Here is a 20,471-nt window from a genome sequence, read left to right on the forward strand (position 1 = left end):
TTCCCTCCTTAGCCCGTTTATGCGCGCAAGACGGTTGGTTACTGCGGCCTCAGCTTCTCCAGCCGGCTCCGGCGCAGCTCGTCGTGATGCCGGTCCGTTATTCGCCGCATCGCTTCGCCGATTGCGTTCCATGCCATGTCCGGCGACTTGGCGCGATAATCGTTCGATTCCGAGCCGCGGAAGCCCCACACCAAAATTTGCCTCGCCCCCGCGTCGTACGCCGCGTCCGTCGCCCAAACGATTTCTTCCTCGCGTCCGGCCGGCGTACTGTAGCCTTGAATCCATATGTTGTGCCGCTTGCCGTATTTTTCGCAAACGTCCAAATTGCGCTTCGTCGCCTCGTACACGAAGTCGTACGGGTGCGCGTCCTTTTGCCCGAGCCAGTACGGATCGGAGCCGATATTGTCCAGCGTGTCGAGACTGCATATCGCTTCGATCGAATCGAGGTTGATGCCGTACGAGCTGCCGAGCATGACGCAGACGATGTTTTCCATCTGCTTGCGCCGGCTGTGCGTCGTCACTTCGCGGAAGTAATCGACGACCGTGTCGATCCGGAACTTCTCGACGTTTTCGTCCATCTCGGCCGGCATGTCGTACCCGTACCGTTCGCGGAACGACGCTTTGCAGCGGTCGCACGCGCACGTATACGCATTTTTGCCGCCGCTCGTCGTTTTCGCAGCGAGGTGCGGTTCGTCCCAAAAAATGCTTCTCCCGCCGATGTCGTATACGACGTCGATCCATTCCTTCGTAAACTTGCGGAAATTCGGGCTGTTCAGGCAGGCGCGCACCGGATCGACCGAGCCGTCGGAATACACTTGACGGCTGTCCGGGTAATAGGCGAGAAAGTGCGACTTGTCGCCCGGCGGCCCGCCGAGTCCCCAGTTGTCGACCCATACGTCGAGCCCGTGCCCTTCCGTCATCTGGATGATTTCCTTCATGATGCTGCGGTGCCGGTCCCAGTCGGTATGCGAAAACATATGGACGACCAGGTTGAAATGCCGGTTCACGATGTCCCGCAGGTCGGTTTCCATATGGCGCAGCATCCGGTTTCCGTGGTAGGCGACCCCTTTGATCAATTTGTTCGGCTGACGGTGAATCATTCGTCGTTCCTCCTTCGTTCGTCAAGGCTGCGCGATGCGCGATGCGGCTGGCCGTGGCGCGTCTTCGATGTCCCCGTACGCGAGCTGCTGCATCGATCGTCCTCCATTCTCGCTTTCGCCCTCTTCGACAGCATCCGCGATGTTTGCTATAATTGACGATCATTACCTTCTACGATACCAATGCCGCAGGGCGAAGGGTAGGCCGGCCATGACCAAAATGTTGGACTATATGATCAGTCCGCTGCCGATCCGCATCATCGATTTGAAGGTCGACCGGGCGAAGCTGAAAATCAAAGGATTGACCGTGCAGCAGTTCGGGCATTTGCCCGGGCGCACTCCGATGCGGCGCAATTCGACCACCTCGACGTGGGCGTTCACCTACATCGTCCGGGGAAGCGGCACGTACCAGGTCGAAGGCGGCCCGGTGCAGCGTCTGGAGGCCGGCAGCTTGTTCTGGGAATATCCGGGCGGGCTGTTTCATTTCGGACCGGATGCGGGAAAAGATTGGGACGAGTATTACGTCAATTTCGAAGGGCCTCGAGTCGGCGAATGGCTGGACGGCCTGATCGCCGAACCGGACAAGACGATGCGCGTCGGCGTGGACACCATATGGATTCAAAAGCTGGAGACGATCGGGGATTACATGGAGAGCGGCATCGCCGACAACATCGACCGCGCCGCGCTGCTGCTCGAATCGCTCGTGTTCGAGTTTTGCCGCGCGAACGACAGCCGCAGGGCCGGCGCAGGGCCGGAGCGGAGGCCGGAAATGGTGCTGCGCATTTTGGAGGATATCGGGGAAAGCTTATACAAGCCGTGGGACGAGAAGGAGATTTGGGAGCGCAACCACATTTCCCGCTCGACCTTGCGGCGCATCGTTCACCGGCATACCGGGTTCGCGTTGAACGAGTACGTGAATCGGCTGAAAATATCGGAGGCGAAAACGCTGCTGCGCATGACGAACCTGCAAATCAAGCAGATCGCGCAAATGCTCGGCTACGACGACGTCACGTATTTTGCCAGATTGTTCAAAAAGTTTACCGGCATGTCGGCCTTGTCGTTCCGGGCCAAACATTACGAAGGAAGCTAGAGCGGACGGGGTCCGGCCGGCGAAATCGCGCGGATTTCGACGGCCGGACGGCAATAAACGACGCGGGGCGAGCCGCCGGGACCGGCTCCTAGCCGCGTTTTCGCCGCAGACGGACGACGATCCCGAGTGCGAGAACTGCCGCCGCCGCTATGGCGATAACGGCGATCGTTCGCCCGTTCCCGCCCGTTTCCGGAGGCGCCGCGGCAGGCTCTTTCGGCTGCTGCGCCGCCTGGGTTCCGGCAGACGCCGCGTCCTGCGCCGCGCTCGATTGCTGCCCCTCCCGCTTGACGGTAAACGACAGCTCGCTTTCGACCGGATGCCCGTCCCGGCCGACTATATGCCATTTAACCTTATAGGTCCCGCCGGGAAGGCTCGCGTCCAGCTTGCCGGTCATCTTGTTTTGATCGACACGGATCGAGGAGACGCTCCACGCTTTATCGTTCTCTCCGAGCACCTCGAACGTGCTCATCGATCCGATATCGGTATTGAATTCGAGCACGATCTCGCCCGGCGGCCGGTCAACGGTACTCCCGTTCGCCGGTACGGAAGATTTCAGGCCCGTATGCGCCGACGCCGACACCGGAGCCAGCAGCAGCGCCAAGACGAACGCGAATCCGATCAGATAGCCGTTTCTCATTTGGCATGCAACCTTTCTTACGTTGTCAACGCTCATTATACCAGACGGCCCCTTCGTCCCTGCCCGGCGAAAATAGACAACTTTTCGAACAATCGACGCGCGCCTGCGCTTGAACCGGTCCGTATGCTATGATGGATGTTGGACAAAACGAAAAAAACGCTACGGATCGAGGTGTACGATGAACAAACTGCGCACGGTCGGCTCGCTCGCCTTCGCCCTGTCGCTATTTGCCGCGGCCGCGTGCGGCAATCCGTCCGCATCGGGTACGGGCGACGAACACGGCACGCACAAGACGGCGTCCGGCGACATCCAGGAGACGACCGCATCCATCCAGACGCTTCCGTCCTTCCTGAGCAAGCAGCGGGAAGAAATTCGGACCGCCTACCGGCTCGCCGCCCAATCGGCCGATTTGCTGAAATCGATTCCTTGCTACTGCGGCTGCGGAGAGAGCGCCGGACATAAGAGCAACGAAAACTGCTTCATCCGGGAAATCAAGAGCGACGGCTCCGTCGTCTGGGACGACCACGGCACGCGCTGCGGCGTTTGCATGGAAATCGCCGTAACGTCGTACCGATTGAAGGAGCAGGGCAAAACGGCAAAAGAAATCCGGCAAACGATCGACGCCGCATACAAGACCGGCTACGCCAAGCCGACGCCGACCCCGATGCCGGGCTGACCGCTCGCGTCGTCCAAACGACGACAAGCCTCTTTGCTCAATCGGCAGGAGGCTTTTTTTACGACACAACGTATTGGAATGCTTGAATGCGTCGGGCGAGGGATTTTTCCGATTCTGATCTTTCGCAAAAAAACTCGAATGCATATCATCGAAAGGCTTCGATCGATCGGAAGCTTTTCATACGGGGGATCGCCATGTACGCCTATGCTTCGGAAACGCTTTTATATGTCTGCTTCGCTATCGTATGCGGCGCGGTCGTCCTAAACGCCGTACCGCCTTCCGGGAAGCCGAACGTCCGCCTCCCCGGCTCGCTGCTGTTCAACGCCGTCATCGGCATCGCGCTGTTGTCGCTCGTTCCCGTCATCAAAAATACGATTTTTTTAACGCAGTTTGCCGGTCCGTTCCGGGACATCATCGACGACGTGCTGCTCGAGCTGGAATTCGGCAAGGCGTGGCTGTGGATGTTCGGCATGTGCACGGTCCTTCTCGCCCTGCTCTCGTTTCGCGACCCGAGCCGGCACCCGGCGACGAACGCGCTAACCGGCCTGCTAGCGCTCGGCCTGCTGCTCTCGTACGGCTGGGCGAGCCATGCCGCCGGCTTGTCGGAAACGTGGGGCTTTATGGCGCAGTCGTTGCATCTCGCCGCCGCCAGCGTCTGGATCGGCGTTTTGCTGCTCGTCGGCTGGTTCGCCGCGCCGTATGACGGATGGCTCCGCTTCCTGCGCTGGTTTCACCCGCTCGCGATCGGCTGCGTGCTCGCGATCGTCGCCGCCGGCTTCGTCCTTATGGCTTATATCGTGCCGAACTATGCGAACAGCTGGATCGTTTCGTACGGGCAAGCGCTGCTGATCAAGCATTTGCTGTTCGTCCCGGTCCTGTGCTTCGGCATCGCGAACGGCTTTCTGCTCCGAGCGAAGCTGCGCCGCCAGCCGCAGTACGATCCCCGTCCGTGGTTCCGGGTCGAAAGCGTATTCGTCCTGCTTCTGTTCGCGGCCACCGCGTTTATGGGGCAGCAAAGACCGCCTCACGACGATCCGGAAAATCCGGAGCCGCTCGTGCCGTCCCCGCTCTTCCGCTCGATTCACGGAAACGAAGTAACGGCCGATACGCAGCTGGCGTTCGGCTTCGATCCGGCGGGAGCCGTTTTCGCCGCGGCGGCGGTCGCTCTCCTGGCGCTGCTGTTTCGCGCCTGGCGCAAAAACGCGCCGCGAACCGCGGCCGCGGTCGGGATCGGCTTCGTCGTCTCCGCCTATTTGTCGCTCATGCTTCTCGTCCGTTAACCGAGCGTTTGCGCGAAGGGCGTAACGGTCGACCGTTGCCGATCGCAAGCGGGCGGCGGCGGCCGATCGACGGAGCGACGGAGCGACGGACCGGCCGGCTCCATTCTACTTGTCCGATTGGCACTCCTCGCAAATGCCGTACACTTCGAACCGGTGATTGACGATTTTGAATTTGCCGGGAAGCTCGAGCGTTTGCTCCATCGGGCAATATTCGAACGACAGCGTTTTCTCGCAATTGATGCAGATCAGATGATGGTGATGGTGGCTGGTGCAGCTTCCGCGAAATTTCAAGCCGCCCTCCATAAAATAAAACTGCTCGAGAGCCCCCATCTCGCTCAGCAGGCGCAAATTGCGATACACGGTGTCGAAGCTGACGCTCGGGTATTCGACGGTCATTTGGTCGTATACGTCTTTCGGCGACAAGTAGCCCTCGTTTTTAACGAAAATTTCGGCCAGCGTCCGCCGCTGTTCGGTAATTCTCCACCCGTTTTTGGCCATGATGTCGATCATTCGCTGTACTTTGTCCGGTTGTGTCATGTTGAGCAGTCCTTTCCGGGCGGATGGCCCCTATCGTCGGCGGTCGTTCGTCCGCGAGCGGGCCGCCGCGCCCTCTTCATTTCGGCCGCAAAAAAACGGCGCGGCGCTTGCCCAGTCGGAATTGACCGACTTTGTCGTAACGGTCGTGCGCGATTGTTTGCTCTTTCGTCGCGATCAGCACGACGACCGCCACGGGAGCGAGCCGTCCGGCAAGCCGATCGAGCAGCTCGCTCACCGGCTGCGCCGATTCCGTCTTCCACTCGACTTTGTTCCCGTACGGCACGTCCGACATCACCAAGTCGAACGTTTGGTCCCGCAGCGCGCCGGTCGGCGGCTCGGTCGCGTCCGCCTCGAAGCATTGGACGGAACGAATCCGGCTTCCTTCGCCGAGCATCGTTCCGAGCGCCGCCGCGCTCGCGATCGCTTCCTCGTGCGATCGTTTGCCGTACGTCTCGTGCAAGCGCCGCAGCTGTTCGGTCCTCTCTTCCAAGCCTTCCGGCGTCAGCAGCCGCAAATTGAGCTCGGCCAACCGAACGGCCTGAGAATCGACATCGGATGCGGTCAAGCTCGCGATCCGGTTTCCGTGCAAAAATCCGAGCGACGTCAGCATATACGCGCCGCCCGCGCACGGATCGTAAATGCGGTACGGCCCCGGGTTGCCTTCGGCCCGCAAATAAGCGTCCGCCCGACCGAACAGCTCGCTCGCGAGCCGGACGGGGAACGCGGTGGCGCCGCTCCGGTTGTACAGGACGCGGCCGCTCGCCAAATGCTCGTAGCTTTCGTCGCCAATCGCATACCGGTAGTTCACCGAATCACTCCAACCGTTTTCGATTCGATCGCCGCGGCGATGGCGTGGCCGTGCAAACGTCCGTCGTCGATAAACACTTTGTTCGTGACGCCGCCCGTCACGACGCCGGCGACGTACACGTTCGGAACGTTCGTTTCGTACGTCTCCGGATCGAACGCCGGAACTTGCGTCTCCTCGTCGACCCGGATACCGAGACTGCGCAGCAGCTCGACGTCGGGACGGTATCCGATGAGCGAGAAAACAAAATCGTTTTCGACCGTCGTTTCGCCTTCGTTCGTCCGAATGACGACATGCTCCTCCCCGATCGATGCGACGCTCGATTCCGCATAATAGCGGATTCGCCCTTTATCGATCATGTTGCGGATGTCCAGCAGCAGCGTCGGCTTGATGCCCTTCAGCACCGTGTCTCCCCGATGGACGAGCGTCACTTCGGCTCCGCAGCGGTACAAATCGATGGCGGCTTCGACCGCCGAGTTTTTGCCGCCGACCACAAGCACCTTCATGCCGGCGTACGAATGGCCTTCGTTATAATAATGGCGCACTTTCGCCAGCCGCTCTCCCGGTACGCCCAGCAGCCGCGGGTTGTCGTACGTGCCCGTCGCGACGACGATATGCTCGGCTTCGAAGGCGAGCTGCCGGTTATGATGGTTGACCGCGGTCACCTCGAACGTTTCGTTTCGACGCCGGACGGCCGTAACCCGATGGAACGTTTTGATCCGGACATTGAGCCGGAGCGCGAGCGAGCGGTAGTAACGCATCACTTCGTTCCGCGTCGGCCGCTCCTCCTCGGACAAAAACGGCACGCCGCCGATTTCGAGGCGGTCGCTCGTGCTGTACAGCCTCATGTTCGCCGGAAACGCGGCGATCGAGTTGACGATGCCCCCTTTTTCCAGAACGAGGCAGTCGATCCCTTTTTGCTGCAGCTCGGCGGCCGCGGACAAGCCGCAAGGTCCTCCCCCGATTACGATCACTTTTTCCATGCCAGTGCCGCCTTTTGCGAGTAATGTGGTCTTGCCTGTCGTTTAATAATGTAGCATTTGACGCCGGCGGTGTAAAGAAAACGGGCCGCCGGACGCGACCCGCGGATCGTTCCGAGGCGACTTTCGGGATACGATTCGGCGGCAAGACGGAGAAGTGCTTCTAGGCGCGCCTTTGGGACAGCGTGCGGAACGCTCGCCTCCACAGCATCGGGGGCTTCCGCAGTAGAACACGCTAGTAGGTAGCGCTGTTGGACGCATGATCCAGCAGCTATCGTAGTTGAACATTGCTCCAATAGGTATCGCTGATGGACACACAATCCAGCAGTATCGCTTTTGAACATCGCTCCAATAGGCATCATTGTTGGACATATGCTCCAGCAGGTATCGAAGTTGAATGATTCGACATGCAGTCTCGGGTGCCGTGCGCATTCGCTAGCGAACCGTCATAATCTTATTTGCAGGAAAATGGTAGCTCCAACATTCTAACGAATCCAGATATCGCTATTGGGCCGAAAAACGGTGAGAACGATCAAATTTGCCGGCAATAACGTTACAGAAGTTCGTTACAATTTCAATCCCTTACATTTGGAGCGAATAACGATCACAGGGTTCGTTAGCCGTACGTCCAACATTCACGGCCAATAACGATTAGCCGTATGTCCGGCATTCGCGGCCAATAACGATCGCTGGGTTCGCAAGCCGTAAGTCCGGTAGCGCTGCCTGCCTCCGGCAACGAACAGAAGCCGAAGCTCGACCAGCCGATGAAGAATCCGTCGCGCATGCTGGTCCGAAATCCGCAGATGGGCCGCAAGCTCGGACGGAGCAAAAGGACGAAACCGCCGTCTTGCATACCGGACGGTTTCCGCTTCGAGCCAGGACAAACGAGCGGGGACATCCGTCGTTACGAACTTGCCGATAAAGGATAGCACAAGCTTCTTGCACCTCCCACTCGGGGTGCAGGTGATCGAACTGTTTTACGGCAGGAAACCAAACGTTGCGTAAAAACTCCAGCGTACCGTGGCCGAGCCCCTTTTCCAGCAATTCGCGTCGTCTCTGATTTTGTTCCCGGGCAATCTCGGTTTCCAGCCATTCCTCGTAGGCTTGATCGAATTTTATAATCGCTGCTCACATCTTGCTTGCAGGATCGGCCCCATGCAACGAAAAAAGCCGCCTCGACACGAGACCTGCAGCTAGCAGGTGCAATGTGTCAAAGCGGCGTGTGCTTCACGACCGGACCGTATACGGCCAGTATACCATGAATGGAACTTATTTCAATTACTAATTGTTGAACGTTTACCCCTCACCCCGCACCGAACATCCCCTCATCCGCCCCGCTTTCGCGCAGCGAAACGTTCGCGCCGAGCGAGTTCAGGCTGCGGATAATGTCGGGATAGCCCCGCTCCACGTGCTCGACGCCCGTGATGCGCGTAATCCCTTCCGCGACCGTCCCGGCCAGCACGAGGGCGATGCCGGCGCGCACGTCGGTCGCGTGCACGAGGTCGCCCGCGAGCGGGCGGCCGCCGCGGATAAAGGCGCTTTCCCCCCGAACCTCGATGTCCGCGCCAAGCCTGCGCAGCTGCGGCACATGGGCGAACCGGTGAGGAAATATTTTATCGGTGACGATGCTCTTCCCTTTCGCCCCGAGCAGCAAAGCCGTCATCGGCTGCTGCAAATCCGTGGCGAAGCCGGGATACATCGCGGTCCGAATCCGCGTAGCTTTGATCGTCCCCGTCCCGTACGCCGTAATCGATTGGTCGCCGACGTCCAGCTCGAGGCCGACCTCCTTCAGCTTGGCGATGCACGAGCCGAGATGCTCCGGTATGACGTCCTTCACCGTCACCTGCCCGCCGGCGACGCCGGCCGCGATCAGAAACGTGCCGGCCACAAGCCGGTCGGGAATGGCCGTATGCGCGCCTCCGTTCAAGTACGGCACGCCTTCGATGCGGATGCAATCCGTCCCCGCTCCGTAAATGCGCGCCCCGAACTGCGACAGCAGCGCCGCCGTATCGACGACCTCCGGATCGACCGCGGCATTGTACAGCGTCGTCCTGCCTCTCGCGCGAACGGCCGCCAGCATGGCGTTAATCGTAGCGCCGCACGTGATCGTATCGAAATAGATGTCGGCGCCCTGGAGCTGCGCCGCCTCCACCACGTAATAATCGTCGTAAAACGTCACCTTGGCGCCCAGCGCCTGAAACGCCTTGACGTGCTGATCGATCGGTCGCGACTTGAAATCGTCCCCTCCCGGAAAGCCGATCGTCACCCGGCCGAACTTCGCCAGAAGCGCTCCGGCAAAATAATAGGAAGCCCGGTAAGCGGACGCTTTGCCCGGATCGATCGTCGCGCTGTGGATATACCGCGGATCGAGCACCGTCTCGCCGTCGGCCGACCGGCGGATGCCCAGGCCGATGTCCCGGGCGATGCCTTCGATTTGCCGCATATCGTCGATTTCCGGAACGCCTTCCAGCCTGACCGTATCGTCGGCAAGACAGGACGCGGCAATCAAGGCGAGCGAGCTGTTTTTCGAGCCGGGGACCGTTACGGCGCCTCGAAGCGCCCCAGCCGGTTGTACCTGAATATATCGCATAGGTCAGCCTCCGTTGTCGGGTTCCGCTACTTCGGATCGGTTTCCAAAATATAGCCGCTGCCGCGGACCGCGCTGATAAGAAACGTCGTTTTGCCGTACTTTTTCCGTATCCGGTAAATGAGCGCGTTCAGCTCGTCCGTGTGGACGTCGGGCGTACCTCCCGGTCCAAGCGGCCGGTCGGACCATACCGTCGTTTTGATGTCGTGAATCGTGACGAGACGGTTGGCATGCTTGTACAACAAATCGAGAAACAAAAATTCTTTTTCGGACATGGCGATCGCCTTGCCGCCGACGACGCATTCCCGTTTCTCCCACTGAATCGATACCGCTCCGCTCGGCTCTTCCCACTGCTTCGTTACGCTCAGCGGTTCCAGCTCCAGCGTCTGCTCGTCGAACAAGTAGGAGAAATGAATGACCGTCATCCCTTTCGCCAGCTTGATCATGTCGCCCGTCCGAAGCGGGTAGGGCGTATGCGGCTCCGCCCGCACGCCGTTGATCTCCGTGCCGTGCCGGCTCCCCGAATCGTACAGCACCGCCTTCTCCCGCTCCTTGCGAATGACGAAGTGATTGCGCGAAATGAACGCGTTCGTAAACGAAAAATCGGGCGAAAATCCGGCGGTCGTTCGGCCGAACACCGTTTCGGGCAACGATATATGAAGTGAAGTCCCGGGCCGGAAAGGCTCCCCCCGGACGATGTACAAGCAAGCGAACGTTTCCAGCTCCATTCCCTCCGCTATTGAATTGCGCTCTATCTCTTATCATACCTCAATCCCGACTCATATTAAAATTATGCGTCGCTGATAATTCGGTAATAGTTTTCAAGCAAGCGACGCGAACCGGGTTCGAGTGCCGCATCCCCGCCCTTCGAATCGGATCCGAATGACGGCTCGTTTTTACGAAAAATCCGCCCCGACATCGAAGTCGAAGCGGATCGCGCAACCGTATATACCGTTTAACGGGCCGGCAGCTCCACCCATTGATGAGGCGTTTGCGCCGCCTTCAGGCCGTATTCGATCACGGTGACGATCGCCACCGTTTCCGCCGGATCGACGCCGCCTTCGCCGGTTTCGAAAAACCGGACGAGATTCCGGATAAACGAGCCGAAAAAGTTCGATTCGATCTTCAGCGCCTTCGCATCGCCGGATGCGTAATTGACGACCGCGCCGAACGGCGTCGGATTGCCGAAATGGTTGACGGCCGCCTGCCTGCCGTCCGCGAATCCGATCAGCAGCGTCGGGAAGCGGGATGTTCCCGTATACATGACCCGCTCGATGTCGGTGCCCATCAAAGCGACGACCGGTTCGATCTGATGGATCGAATAGTTGCTGAATTTGCCCGGGCCGCTGCAATGCATCGTTTCGATGCCGTCTTTGGCGAGCGCCGCATATTCGTCCGCGAACCGGAGCGCCGACGACGAATACATCGGCGTGCCGTACGTCTGCGCCCATTCGAACAGCCGCAGCGCCGTCTCCCTGTCGGGCGCGAACGTCTTGTCGATGTACGTCGGCTTGCCGGAACGAAGCGGCAGCTCGGACAGCTCCTCGTGAAATTCCGGATGGTCCGGCGACAGGACGATCAAATAGTCGCTTTTTTCGATAACCGCTTCGATGGTCGGCAGCAGCTTGATTCCTTTTTTCGCGCACCAGTCTGAATTGCTCAATCCGTCCGGCTTGTCGATTTTGCCGTAAGCGTACGCCACCTTCAGGCGTCCGCCGGAAGCTTCCTCGATCCAGGCCGGATATTTCTCCGCATGCCATTCGTCCAAAAAATAATCGATAAATCCGATCGTTTTCATCCTTGGTCACCTTCTCGTCCGATATCGTAACAGGCCGGGAATCAAATTCGAATTTCGTCCCCGGTTCGAAGCCTCGGTTTCCATTATAACAGAATGGAGATTCGTTTCGTAAACTTTTTTGCACATGGAGACCGGCTCCAACCGCAAGCCCGGCGGACGCCCGCAAAAAAAAGCTTATGCTCGCCAAACCGGCTGCATAAGCTTTGCTTCGGATCGTATTCGGTTACAGGCTGTTGAACGTATCGGTCAGCACCGGAACGATTTGCGATTTGCGCGATACGACGCCCTTCAATACCGCTTTATTGTCGGCGAGCTTCACGTCGTACGCCTTCTCCACCGCGTGAGCGGAACCGCCGAGCGCCAAAGCGATCGAATCGTTGTTCAAAATATCCGTCACGACGAAGACGAACAGGTCCAGGCCTTTTTCGGCGATAATGGCCGAAAGCGCCTGCTCCAGCTCCGCTTGCCGGCTCAGCACGTCGTTCGGATCGACGGCGTTCACTTGGGCGATCTCGACCTTTTTGCCGCCCATCGAAAACTCTTTCGAGTCGAGCGAAATAAGCTGGGCGATCGTTTTGTCGCTAAGATCGGCGCCCGCCTTCAGCATATCGAGTCCGTAGACAGCGCTGTCGACTCCCGCGATGGCAGCCAGCTCGCGAGCGGCCGCCACGTCTTCCTCGGTGCACGTCGGCGATTTGAACAGAAGCGAATCGGAAATGATGGCGGACAGCATCAAGCCGGCGATCGGCTTCGAAATGGCGACGCCGTGTTCCTTGTACAGTTTGTTCAAAATCGTGGCGGTGCAGCCGACCGGTTCGGCGCGGTAGTAGAGCGGATGGCTCGTTTCGAAATTGGCGATCCGGTGATGGTCGATCACTTCCAGCACCCGCACTTGGTCGATGTCGGAGACGCTTTGCTGGCGTTCGTTATGGTCCACGAGAATAACGTCGCTCGTTTCCCCGGCGACTTGTTCGACCAATCGCGGAGCGGCGACGCCGAAATAGTCAAGGGCATACTGCGTTTCTCCGTTTACGGCTCCGAGCCGGACGGCTTCGACGTCTTTTCCGAGCTTCGTCTTCAAATCGGCATAAGCGATCGCCGAGCCGATCGAATCGGTGTCGGGATTTTTGTGACCGAAAATAAGCGTTTTTCCCATGGTATGGCTCCTCTTCTATGGATGGTACGAATCTAGTAACGATTATATCGTTAAATCCACTATATTCCTATGCTTTTACACAGATTTTCATAAAAAAAACTAATATCGACGTACTTCAAGGCTGAGCGACCGCGGTTTAGCGAAAGTTAAAAAATTCGTTGCCGTCCGGAAAAGCGCTTATTCCAAAAAATCTTTCAGCCGTTTGCTGCGGCTCGGGTGTCTCAGCTTGCGCAGCGCCTTCGCCTCGATTTGACGAATCCGTTCCCGCGTGACGCCGAACACTTGCCCCACTTCCTCGAGCGTGCGGGTGCGGCCGTCGTCGAGGCCGAAACGGAGGCGAAGCACGTTTTCCTCCCGTTCCGTGAGCGTATCGAGCACGTCCTCGAGCTGTTCCTTCAGCAGCTCGAAGGCGGCGGCGTCGGCCGGCGCCAACGCTTCCTGATCTTCGATGAAATCGCCGAGATTCGAATCGTTTTCTTCCCCGATCGGCGTCTCGAGCGAGATCGGATCCTGGGCCACCTTCATAATTTCCCGCACTTTTTCTTCGCTGATGTCCATTTCCTTGGCGATCTCCTCGGGCGTCGGCTCCCGTCCGAGCTCCTGCAGCAGCTGTCTGGAAATGCGGATAAGCTTGTTGATCGTTTCGACCATGTGCACCGGAACGCGGATCGTTCGGGCTTGGTCGGCGATCGCCCTCGTAATTGCCTGGCGAATCCACCATGTCGCGTACGTGCTGAATTTGAACCCTTTGGAGTAGTCGAATTTCTCCACCGCTTTGATCAGGCCCATATTGCCTTCCTGGATCAAATCGAGAAACAGCATGCCTCGTCCGACGTATCGCCGGGCGATGCTGACGACGAGCCGCAGGTTCGCTTCCGCGAGCTGTCTCTTCGCGTCCTCGTCGCCCTGCATGATCCGTTTCGCCAGTTCGACTTCGGCTTCGCCGGAAAGCAGCTGCACGCGCCCGATTTCTTTCAAATACATCCGAACCGGATCGTTGATGCCGATGCCCGGAGGCAGCGAAAGGTCGTTGTCCGTTATATAATCGTTGCGATCCTGATCGTCGTGCATGACGGAATCGCCGTTGCTAGATTCAAGCGAAAGCTTCTTATCAGATCCCGAACGCCCATCGTTGGCCATAAACCGGCTCCATCCTCCCTGGAAACGTAAAAAAACGAAAAGTCCGCGTTTTACCTATAAGTTTCGTCATTGTTCGATTGACAAAACGGCAATAATATGGTAATGTAAATCTGATTAAAGAAAATGTTACAAGAATACTATCCGGCATTATATCACGATTACTTACAAAATACAATATAAATATATGAGCAAAGCCCCCTTTCGTTGTCGAAAGGGGGCTTTTCATACGCAGGATGCGAACCCGACATTCGCATCAAAGACCCGGATACGGCTGATTCGGCTGGCCCGGGGAACCGTAGCCCGAAACCGTCGCCGGCTGCGTACCGGGATACCCGTAGTCCGCAAAGGACCCCGGCGGCATACCCGGATACCCGTAGTCCGCCTGCGACATCGGCTGCATAGCCGGGTAACCGTACCCCGCCTGCGACGCCGGCTGCATGGCCGGGTAACCGTATGGCGGATAATCGGCACCTTCCGGCTTCGCGAAGTAAGGCGCAGCCTGCGGGGACTGGCCGTAAGCCGGCGAAACGGCATGCTCCTGCTCCATGTACATTTTTTGGCAGTACAGTTTATCCATCCGCGGCACGTAGACGCAAGCTCCCGGCGTCAGCGCGGCCGGCGACTGAAGGTGCGGATTGACCGCCTCCAGCACCGGAATCGGCACGTTGTACATGCCGGCCAGCTTCTCCATCGTGTCTCCTTCCCTGCAAGCATGCGTGTAAAACAGGTCGCGCTGCTCGTTTTCATCCCGAAACGGGAACAAGAACGGCGAAAAGAAAAACGGCGAAAAGAAAAAAAACGGGACGAACCGGCGGGGAAAAAAGAACGGATTGAAGAAGGGGCCGAAGCCGAACGCACGTTCCATCATCATGACCTCCGACTTTAGTAGGGTGCTTTTGACTGTATATCGTATGACGGCCGCCCATTTCGGTTCACGGTTTCGGCAAAAATTGGGCTTGCCTCCGTCCGGTTTCGGCGTCGGATGCCCATTGCATGTTCCGCGATCCGGGCGCATATAGATAGGGGACCGGGCGATTTCACGACTTGGAGGAGGTAAGGCCGAATGCCATCGATCATATTGGCGCCGATCAAAATAACCGGCGCGGAAGGCAACGTTACGTTCGGCGACGTGCTGCAAATAGCGCCGAACAGCTCGTCCAAAACGTATTCCGGCTCCGGCGGGGGCAATACGGGCGATTTTTCGCAGGCGATCTCGCTGCTCAGCTTCACGATTACGTCCGATCCCGACCTCGTCGATTCGTCGGCGGCGGCGTCCAGAGTGTTGTAGCGGCAGGCGCCGGCCGGAACCGCAGGTTCATCTCGGTGAACGAAAAGGACCCCCAATGCCCGGCTGGAGCATTCGAGGTCCTTTTTTCGCGCGCCTTCAGTCGAGAAACCGGACGTGCACTTCGCGCAGCGGCTCTTTTCTTTTCATTTTTCTCATATGCAGCTGCAGCACTCCGTTTTTGTAAACCGCTTTGCAGCTTTCCGGAACGATCGGCGACGTCAGCTTGACGGTCTGGGTTTTGTCGTCCGCCGCCCCTTCCAGCTTCAGCAGATTGAAGCCGATATAGGGACGAATCCGGCGGGCCGTCTCTTGATCCGGAATATGGATTTTGACGATAACGTTGTTATGCGTTTCGAACACTTCGGTTTGAAAATGTTTGCCGAGCAAGCCGACGTCGATCGGGTGCGGCAGCGCTTTCGACATGACGTCTTTGACGACGCGGTCGACCCACGCCGTATCGCGGTTCAAATCCGCGCCGAGCGGAAACTTGCCGCCGAAAAACTGCTCGAAGCTTTTCCAGTCGAAGTTCGCAAACATATCTTTTCGCTGTTCGTCCATGCCACCACTCCCCGTCGGAACCAGTATATGCCGCCGCCGCCCGCCGCATGAACGAAAGGCTTTGCATTCATACCCGCCAAACCGGCCACATACAATGAAATAACGACAAACGGTAAGGATGTGGGCGAGATGCCGGCCATCGTCGGGGGCATTAAAATCGTCAGTGTAGGCCCAAGCTCGATCGTGCATATCGGCGATTCCATCCAGCTCGCTCCCCAAAGCGCGTCCAAAACGTTCGCCGGTGCGGGATCGTTCAATACGGGCGATTCGATTCGAACGTACAACGGAGTGAACGGAACGATTACGTACGACGGCGATATCGCCGACGCAAACGCGCTGTCGGCAAACGGGGCAGGTGTCGTATAACGCATGAATTTGATCGTTCACCAAAGCATCGTCATCCATCAGCTGCGGGTCGATTCGGTTACCAACTCTTCGGTGCTGCAAATCGGCAGCGCCGGGATGATTAAAGGATTATCCAATTTATACAACACCGGCGGTTTTACCGCACCGGCTCCGGCCGCCGCCGCGGCGCTCGGAGAAGAGACGTTGGTTCCGCTGCCGGCCCCTACGTGACGTTCGCCGCGGCAAGACACCGACGAACCGGGGAGAAAGGGGAATCCGCATGTACCCGCTGCCGCCTCCTTCCTACTTCCAGCAGTTGAACAACTATTTGCTCGGACAATCGCGAAAGCTGCAGGAGCTTGAAACGAAAATCGGACAGCTGCAGCAGGAAATCGAAACGCTCAAAAAGCAGCGCGCCATGACGGTGGAACGAATTGAATACAAATTCGACCAGCTGAAAATCGAAAGGCTGGACGGTACGCTTCATATCGGCGTTTCGCCGGATACGGGCAAATCGATCGAGGACTTTTCGATAAACGGGGACGCCATGCAAATGACGGAGATGCAGGATACGCGGCTCAGATCGGCCGTTCGCGGGGAGCTGGACCGTTTTTTGGACGAGGAAGGGCCCCGGCTGATCGCCGAGAAGGAAAACGACTACCGGATCGTACTCGGCAAGCAGTATGTCGACTTTATGATCCACGATATGAAAAACCAGCTGGACGACCGGATCGCGCACTATGCTCGCACGTTGACGGGGCAAGGCGAAGACGTCGACGGAACGCCTCTGCATTCGGCGATCGTCGATAAAATCAAATCGGATATCAGGACGGCGATCGACGCCCATTTGCGGCAAAAAAGCTCGGAAGGAGGTCGCGATGCATGAATGTCCAGGTGGAAAACAAACAGCTGTGCGTCGGCTTGATCCGCATCACGGGGGTAGCGAGCTCCTCCGTCGTCTTGATCGGCGATACGAACCAAATCACGTTGTCCTCCATCTTCGATACGCCGCCGGAATCGCTCATTATCGGTCCGCTCGTCCCGCTTGCGGCCGTAAGGTAAGAGACGGCGATGCGAATTTCGGCCGTCGAATATATCCATATCCGCGAGGTCGGCCTCGGTTCCATCTGTTTCGTCGGCGATTGCGTGGAATTGAAGCCGTCGGGCAAGGCGTTGGCCGTTCAGCGGCAAATAAGCGTATATAGCGGAAACGAAGGATCGTTTTCAGCGTTCCCCATTTTCTCGCGGCCGATTCCGCTTCCTTCCCCGAACGTCGGCGTCGATACCCGCTTTACGAACGTCGACCCGTTTATCAACGTACGCCATGTCGACATTATTTCGCTTTCGTCTTCGGCGATACTGCAAGTCGGAAGCAACGATCGCATCCGCGCCGATAACCGGGTCAAACATATTCGACAGCTCCAATTTCGGCCGGGTACGTCCGGCTAAAACGAAAAAAGCTTGATCGCTCAAGCTTTTTTTGTTTCCCGCTTTTTAAAACGTATTGTAAATATTGTCGCATTCGCCGGATCGCGGCTCGTAAAAGCAGTGAAGCTTCCAACGGCCGACGAGCGGCTGATTGTACCAGGTAGGCGGACAATCGCCTTCCGGACGGAAATACCACAGGCTGAACTTCCCCGGCCATAACCGTTCCCCGTTCACCGATCTGCGTGCCAGCCGCTTTTCCCGTTCTCTCGCTCTCTGGTAGAAGTACCCGTGCTGGACAGCCTCGAACGCATGCTCCTGGTAGATCATTTGCGGAATCGTGCGGATCCCTTTGAAATCGGAGCAATTGGCGCGAATCCGGTTGATTCCGACGTTTCCGACGAGCAGCATGCCCTGCTCGCCTTCCCCTTCCGCTTCCGCCCGAAGCAATCTTGCCAGCAAATCAATATCGCTTTCCCTCGCTTTGACGACAGCCATCGTTTCACCCCTGGTTCATCGGATACAATACGATATTACCGATCGCCCAAAGAGGTGACTGCCGATCGCCGGCCGAAGCCCGAATACGCCCAAATCAAGCCGAGCAGCCAGCAGCCGCTCGCCAAGTAGCCGCCGATGACGTCGCTCGGGTAATGCACGCCCAAATAGATGCGGCTGATCCCGATCGCCAAAATAAAAAGCGCGCTCGACGCGACGAGCACCGTCCGCCCCGCCGTCCCGGGAATGTGGTTCCATAGCAAATACGCGAGCGTGCCGTACAAGCAAAAAGCGGTCATCGAATGGCCGCTCGGAAAGCTGTAGCCGGTCGCTTCGCCGATGCGGTGCAGCGTCGGCCGATCCCGCCTGAACGCCAGCTTGAGCAGCGCGTTGAGCAGTGCCGAGCCGCCTACCGAGACGGCGAGCAGCAGCAGTTCTTTGCGATGGCCGAGCGCCTTGTACAAAAACGCGCCGACCGCTACCGTTATGACGGCTACGGCCGGGCCCGCTCCGATCTGAGTAAACGCGTTCATGACCGCCGTCAACGGGGCGGCTTCGAGTCCCTGCACGGCGCCGATGACGGCCGAATCGAACGCCGCGATCGCTTGAATGCCGATCAGCAGCGCGATACAGCCGAAAGCCGCGGCGCAAACGATGCTGAAGGCAAGCGCGCGCGTAAACCGTTTGAACAGCCTATCGAGTTGAATGGACGATCGCCTCCTTCGCCGAACGTTCGCGCGGAGCCGTGCCCGCACGGTTTGTACGTCTGTCAAGTCCGCATTCAACGCAAAATTCTAATCAAATTCTCATAATAGCGCCGAAACGGCGATGACGCAACGGTTTGCCGAAACGGCGGCAATAAATGCCGATTTTGATTATGGTATGGTTAGTACAAGCCATACAGACAACTTTGCGACAAGGAGGAAAACTTGAAATGACTTCGGTTCAGAAACGTTTCGGACGGATCTCCATGACGGTCGGCTTGAGCTTTGCCCTCTTTCTCACAGGGAGCGTAACTTTCGGTTCGCAGTCGGCCCAAGCGGCGCCGGCTTCGGCTTACGATACGGATTACGGTTATTCCGGCAGTTGGAACGACATTTGGAACGCTTTCCCGGCGGATTGGAACTTGCCATGGAACGGCGGGAATGAGGCGAATCCGGATCGGAACGGAGGCTCCGGTTCGGGATCGGACGCGGGGTCCGACAATAAACCGCAGAATGAGGGCTCGAATTCCGGCTCCGGAACCGAAGCCGGGACGGAGTCCGGGGCCGAATCCGGCACGACGTCGAACACGGCCGGCGACATTATCGCGAAAGGCAAAACGTTCATGGGCACCCGTTACGAATTCGGCGCCAAATCCGGCAAAACGAGCTCGTTCGACTGCTCGTCCTTTACCCAATATTTGTTCGAGCAGGCCGGCATCTCGCTGCCGCGTTCGTCCAAGGAGCAGTCGAAGGTCGGCACGTACGTGCCGCGCAGCGAGCTGAAGCCCGGAGACCTCGTCTTTTTCTACTCCCCGGTTCACCATGTGGCCATCTATATCGGCGACGGTAAAATTTTGCATACGTACGGCAAGCCCGGCGTAACGATCAACGATCTGAACTCCGGCTGGTGGGACGAGCATTATACGTCCGCGCGCCGCGTCATCGAATAAGTAAGTCGAATCGGCAAAAAGGCCCGGAAGCCCCGCTTCCGGGCTTTTCGGTTTTCGGAAGCTTGCCGGACCGGACCTTATTCGTTGGGCAAAAGCGCCAGCCTGGCGACGACCGGACGATGGTCGGAAGCCGAACTGTCCGGTACGGACGAATCGACGACTTCCATTCCTTCCCCGATCAAGATATAGTCGATTTTTATGCGCGGCTGCGCCGCCGGAAACGTAAAGCCGTTTCCTTTCGCTTCATCCCAAGCGTCGCGAAACGCGGCAAACAGCGGCCGCAGCTCCGGCGCGTCGGGCCCCGCATTGAAATCGCCCATAAGCAGCTTGCCGTACCGGTCTTCCCCTACGATCGCCAGCAGCTCTTCGATTTGGACCGCGCGAACGGTCGGATCGGCCCGATAGTCCAGATGAACGACATAAACGGTAAGAGGCGTCCCCCGCACGTCCAGCTGCACTTCGGCGAAACCGGGCATCGGCGCGGGCCGCGCTTCCTTCTCCTGCGTCGAAAGCCGGGTCAGCGGATGGTTAACGGCGCGCACGATCGGGTGGCGGGTTAAGACCGCTACGCCGAACCGACGCGCGAGCCGTCCCCCGGCCGCCGGCGGAAGCTCGTAGATCGGCGCGAAAAAAACGTTCATGCCGAGCAGCTCCGCGAGCTTCTCCGCCATATGCTCGTGCCGGCTTCGCTCGCCCCAATGCGCGTCGACTTCCTGCAGTCCGACGATATCGGCGCCCGCCGAGCGAATCGCATCGGCTGTTCGTTCTATATTGTATTGTTCGTCCGACCCCACTCCGTAATGCACGTTGAAGCTCATAACGACTGCGCTGTTCATCGCTGTCCTCCTCTGTCGGTCGAGCGGTCTCCCGTTGCTCCGTCACTCTACTATTCCAGCCGCTGCCCCCGTTTTCCTTCCTGTCGG

The 20,471-nt window shown here is 58.3% G+C and carries 24 protein-coding genes and 2 pseudogenes; 10 read left to right on the plus strand and 16 right to left on the minus strand.

Features of this window, described 5'->3' with window-relative positions; translation table 11 throughout:
- Positions 1–38: 38 nt before the first annotated feature.
- Complete coding sequence (locus PV407_RS02375; RefSeq protein WP_332088263.1) at positions 39–1,100, minus strand: hypothetical protein; 1,062 nt, start codon at positions 1,098–1,100, stop codon at positions 39–41.
- 208 nt (positions 1,101–1,308) lie between these two features.
- Between PV407_RS02375 and PV407_RS02380 the strand changes: the two genes are divergently transcribed.
- Positions 1,309–2,187 carry a helix-turn-helix transcriptional regulator gene (locus PV407_RS02380; protein ID WP_332088264.1) on the plus strand — a complete coding sequence of 293 codons (879 nt, stop codon included), beginning with the start codon at positions 1,309–1,311 and terminating at the stop codon, positions 2,185–2,187.
- An 88-nt stretch (positions 2,188–2,275) separates the two neighbouring features.
- On the opposite strand, the gene PV407_RS02385 is transcribed toward PV407_RS02380, so the two are convergent.
- The gene (locus PV407_RS02385) at positions 2,276–2,824 is read right to left on the minus strand and encodes a copper resistance CopC family protein (protein WP_332088265.1); all 549 of its coding nucleotides are present in this window, start codon (positions 2,822–2,824) and stop codon (positions 2,276–2,278) included.
- 178 nt (positions 2,825–3,002) lie between these two features.
- Between PV407_RS02385 and PV407_RS02390 the strand changes: the two genes are divergently transcribed.
- Entirely contained in the window at positions 3,003–3,500 is a 498-nt protein-coding gene (locus PV407_RS02390) for a PCYCGC motif-containing (lipo)protein (protein WP_332088266.1), read from the plus strand.
- Positions 3,501–3,694: 194 nt separating this feature from the next.
- Positions 3,695–4,780, plus strand: a complete 1,086-nt coding sequence (locus tag PV407_RS02395) for a copper resistance D family protein (RefSeq protein ID WP_332088267.1) — start codon at positions 3,695–3,697, stop codon at positions 4,778–4,780.
- A gap of 105 nt (positions 4,781–4,885) precedes the next feature.
- On the opposite strand, the gene PV407_RS02400 is transcribed toward PV407_RS02395, so the two are convergent.
- From PV407_RS02400 to PV407_RS02445, 10 genes and pseudogenes are all read right to left on the minus strand, one after another.
- Positions 4,886–5,317, minus strand: a complete 432-nt coding sequence (locus tag PV407_RS02400) for a Fur family transcriptional regulator (protein WP_332088268.1) — start codon at positions 5,315–5,317, stop codon at positions 4,886–4,888.
- A gap of 76 nt (positions 5,318–5,393) precedes the next feature.
- Positions 5,394–6,125, minus strand: a complete 732-nt coding sequence (locus tag PV407_RS02405) for a hypothetical protein (RefSeq protein WP_332088269.1) — start codon at positions 6,123–6,125, stop codon at positions 5,394–5,396.
- Positions 6,122–7,105 (minus strand): YpdA family putative bacillithiol disulfide reductase, encoded by a 984-nt coding sequence (locus tag PV407_RS02410; RefSeq protein ID WP_332088270.1) that lies wholly within the window; start codon positions 7,103–7,105, stop codon positions 6,122–6,124. Before PV407_RS02410 ends, PV407_RS02405 begins: the two co-directional genes overlap by 4 nt.
- A gap of 632 nt (positions 7,106–7,737) precedes the next feature.
- Positions 7,738–8,224, minus strand: a pseudogene (locus tag PV407_RS02415) (hypothetical protein).
- 181 nt (positions 8,225–8,405) lie between these two features.
- Positions 8,406–9,692: a UDP-N-acetylglucosamine 1-carboxyvinyltransferase gene (gene murA / locus PV407_RS02420; protein WP_332088271.1), complete on the minus strand. Its 1,287-nt coding sequence runs from the start codon at positions 9,690–9,692 to the stop codon at positions 8,406–8,408.
- A 26-nt stretch (positions 9,693–9,718) separates the two neighbouring features.
- Positions 9,719–10,417: an FHA domain-containing protein gene (locus tag PV407_RS02425; RefSeq protein WP_332088272.1), complete on the minus strand. Its 699-nt coding sequence runs from the start codon at positions 10,415–10,417 to the stop codon at positions 9,719–9,721.
- A gap of 227 nt (positions 10,418–10,644) precedes the next feature.
- Positions 10,645–11,487 (minus strand): hypothetical protein, encoded by an 843-nt coding sequence (locus tag PV407_RS02430; RefSeq protein WP_332088273.1) that lies wholly within the window; start codon positions 11,485–11,487, stop codon positions 10,645–10,647.
- A gap of 223 nt (positions 11,488–11,710) precedes the next feature.
- Positions 11,711–12,643 (minus strand): manganese-dependent inorganic pyrophosphatase, encoded by a 933-nt coding sequence (locus PV407_RS02435; RefSeq protein ID WP_332088274.1) that lies wholly within the window; start codon positions 12,641–12,643, stop codon positions 11,711–11,713.
- A 177-nt stretch (positions 12,644–12,820) separates the two neighbouring features.
- Positions 12,821–13,714, minus strand: coding sequence for an RNA polymerase sigma factor RpoD (gene rpoD, locus PV407_RS02440; protein ID WP_332088275.1), 894 nt, complete (start codon positions 13,712–13,714; stop codon positions 12,821–12,823).
- 322 nt (positions 13,715–14,036) lie between these two features.
- The gene (locus tag PV407_RS02445; protein ID WP_332088276.1) at positions 14,037–14,648 is read right to left on the minus strand and encodes a LysM peptidoglycan-binding domain-containing protein; all 612 of its coding nucleotides are present in this window, start codon (positions 14,646–14,648) and stop codon (positions 14,037–14,039) included.
- Between the two features lie 198 nt (positions 14,649–14,846).
- Here PV407_RS02445 and PV407_RS02450 point away from each other — a divergent pair, with 198 nt between their 5' ends.
- Positions 14,847–15,071, plus strand: coding sequence for a spore germination protein (locus PV407_RS02450; RefSeq protein ID WP_332088277.1), 225 nt, complete (start codon positions 14,847–14,849; stop codon positions 15,069–15,071).
- Between the two features lie 96 nt (positions 15,072–15,167).
- On the opposite strand, the gene PV407_RS02455 is transcribed toward PV407_RS02450, so the two are convergent.
- Positions 15,168–15,629 (minus strand): Hsp20/alpha crystallin family protein, encoded by a 462-nt coding sequence (locus PV407_RS02455; protein ID WP_332088278.1) that lies wholly within the window; start codon positions 15,627–15,629, stop codon positions 15,168–15,170.
- A gap of 129 nt (positions 15,630–15,758) precedes the next feature.
- Here PV407_RS02455 and PV407_RS02460 point away from each other — a divergent pair, with 129 nt between their 5' ends.
- Genes PV407_RS02460 through PV407_RS02480 form a run of 5 tightly spaced genes read left to right on the plus strand, consistent with a single transcriptional unit; the run spans position 15,759 to position 17,423 of the window.
- Complete coding sequence (locus PV407_RS02460; RefSeq protein ID WP_332088279.1) at positions 15,759–15,995, plus strand: spore germination protein; 237 nt, start codon at positions 15,759–15,761, stop codon at positions 15,993–15,995.
- A 3-nt stretch (positions 15,996–15,998) separates the two neighbouring features.
- Positions 15,999–16,205: a spore germination protein GerPB gene (locus PV407_RS02465; RefSeq protein ID WP_332088280.1), complete on the plus strand. Its 207-nt coding sequence runs from the start codon at positions 15,999–16,001 to the stop codon at positions 16,203–16,205.
- A gap of 49 nt (positions 16,206–16,254) precedes the next feature.
- Positions 16,255–16,860: a spore germination protein GerPC gene (gene gerPC / locus PV407_RS02470; protein WP_332088281.1), complete on the plus strand. Its 606-nt coding sequence runs from the start codon at positions 16,255–16,257 to the stop codon at positions 16,858–16,860.
- A complete protein-coding gene (locus PV407_RS02475; protein WP_332088282.1) occupies positions 16,857–17,036 on the plus strand; it encodes a spore gernimation protein GerPD in 180 nt (59 codons plus the stop codon). Before gerPC ends, PV407_RS02475 begins: the two co-directional genes overlap by 4 nt.
- Positions 17,037–17,045: 9 nt before the next feature.
- Entirely contained in the window at positions 17,046–17,423 is a 378-nt protein-coding gene (locus tag PV407_RS02480; RefSeq protein ID WP_332088283.1) for a spore germination protein GerPE, read from the plus strand.
- A 45-nt stretch (positions 17,424–17,468) separates the two neighbouring features.
- Here the strand turns inward: PV407_RS02480 and PV407_RS02485 are convergent, their stop codons facing one another.
- Both PV407_RS02485 and PV407_RS02490 read right to left on the minus strand, forming a co-directional pair.
- Positions 17,469–17,897 (minus strand): cell wall hydrolase, encoded by a 429-nt coding sequence (locus PV407_RS02485; RefSeq protein WP_332088284.1) that lies wholly within the window; start codon positions 17,895–17,897, stop codon positions 17,469–17,471.
- 35 nt (positions 17,898–17,932) lie between these two features.
- Entirely contained in the window at positions 17,933–18,667 is a 735-nt protein-coding gene (locus tag PV407_RS02490; RefSeq protein WP_332088285.1) for a phosphatase PAP2 family protein, read from the minus strand.
- Between the two features lie 521 nt (positions 18,668–19,188).
- Here PV407_RS02490 and PV407_RS02495 point away from each other — a divergent pair.
- A pseudogene (locus PV407_RS02495) lies at positions 19,189–19,548 on the plus strand (C40 family peptidase); the annotation flags it as partial.
- A gap of 77 nt (positions 19,549–19,625) precedes the next feature.
- Here PV407_RS02495 and PV407_RS02500 read toward each other — a convergent pair.
- Complete coding sequence (locus PV407_RS02500) at positions 19,626–20,384, minus strand: endonuclease/exonuclease/phosphatase family protein (protein ID WP_332088286.1); 759 nt, start codon at positions 20,382–20,384, stop codon at positions 19,626–19,628.
- Between the last annotated feature and the right edge of the window lie 87 nt (positions 20,385–20,471).

The organism is Paenibacillus sp. GYB003, assembly GCF_036577625.1.
Lineage (GTDB): Bacteria > Bacillota > Bacilli > Paenibacillales > NBRC-103111 > Paenibacillus_AB.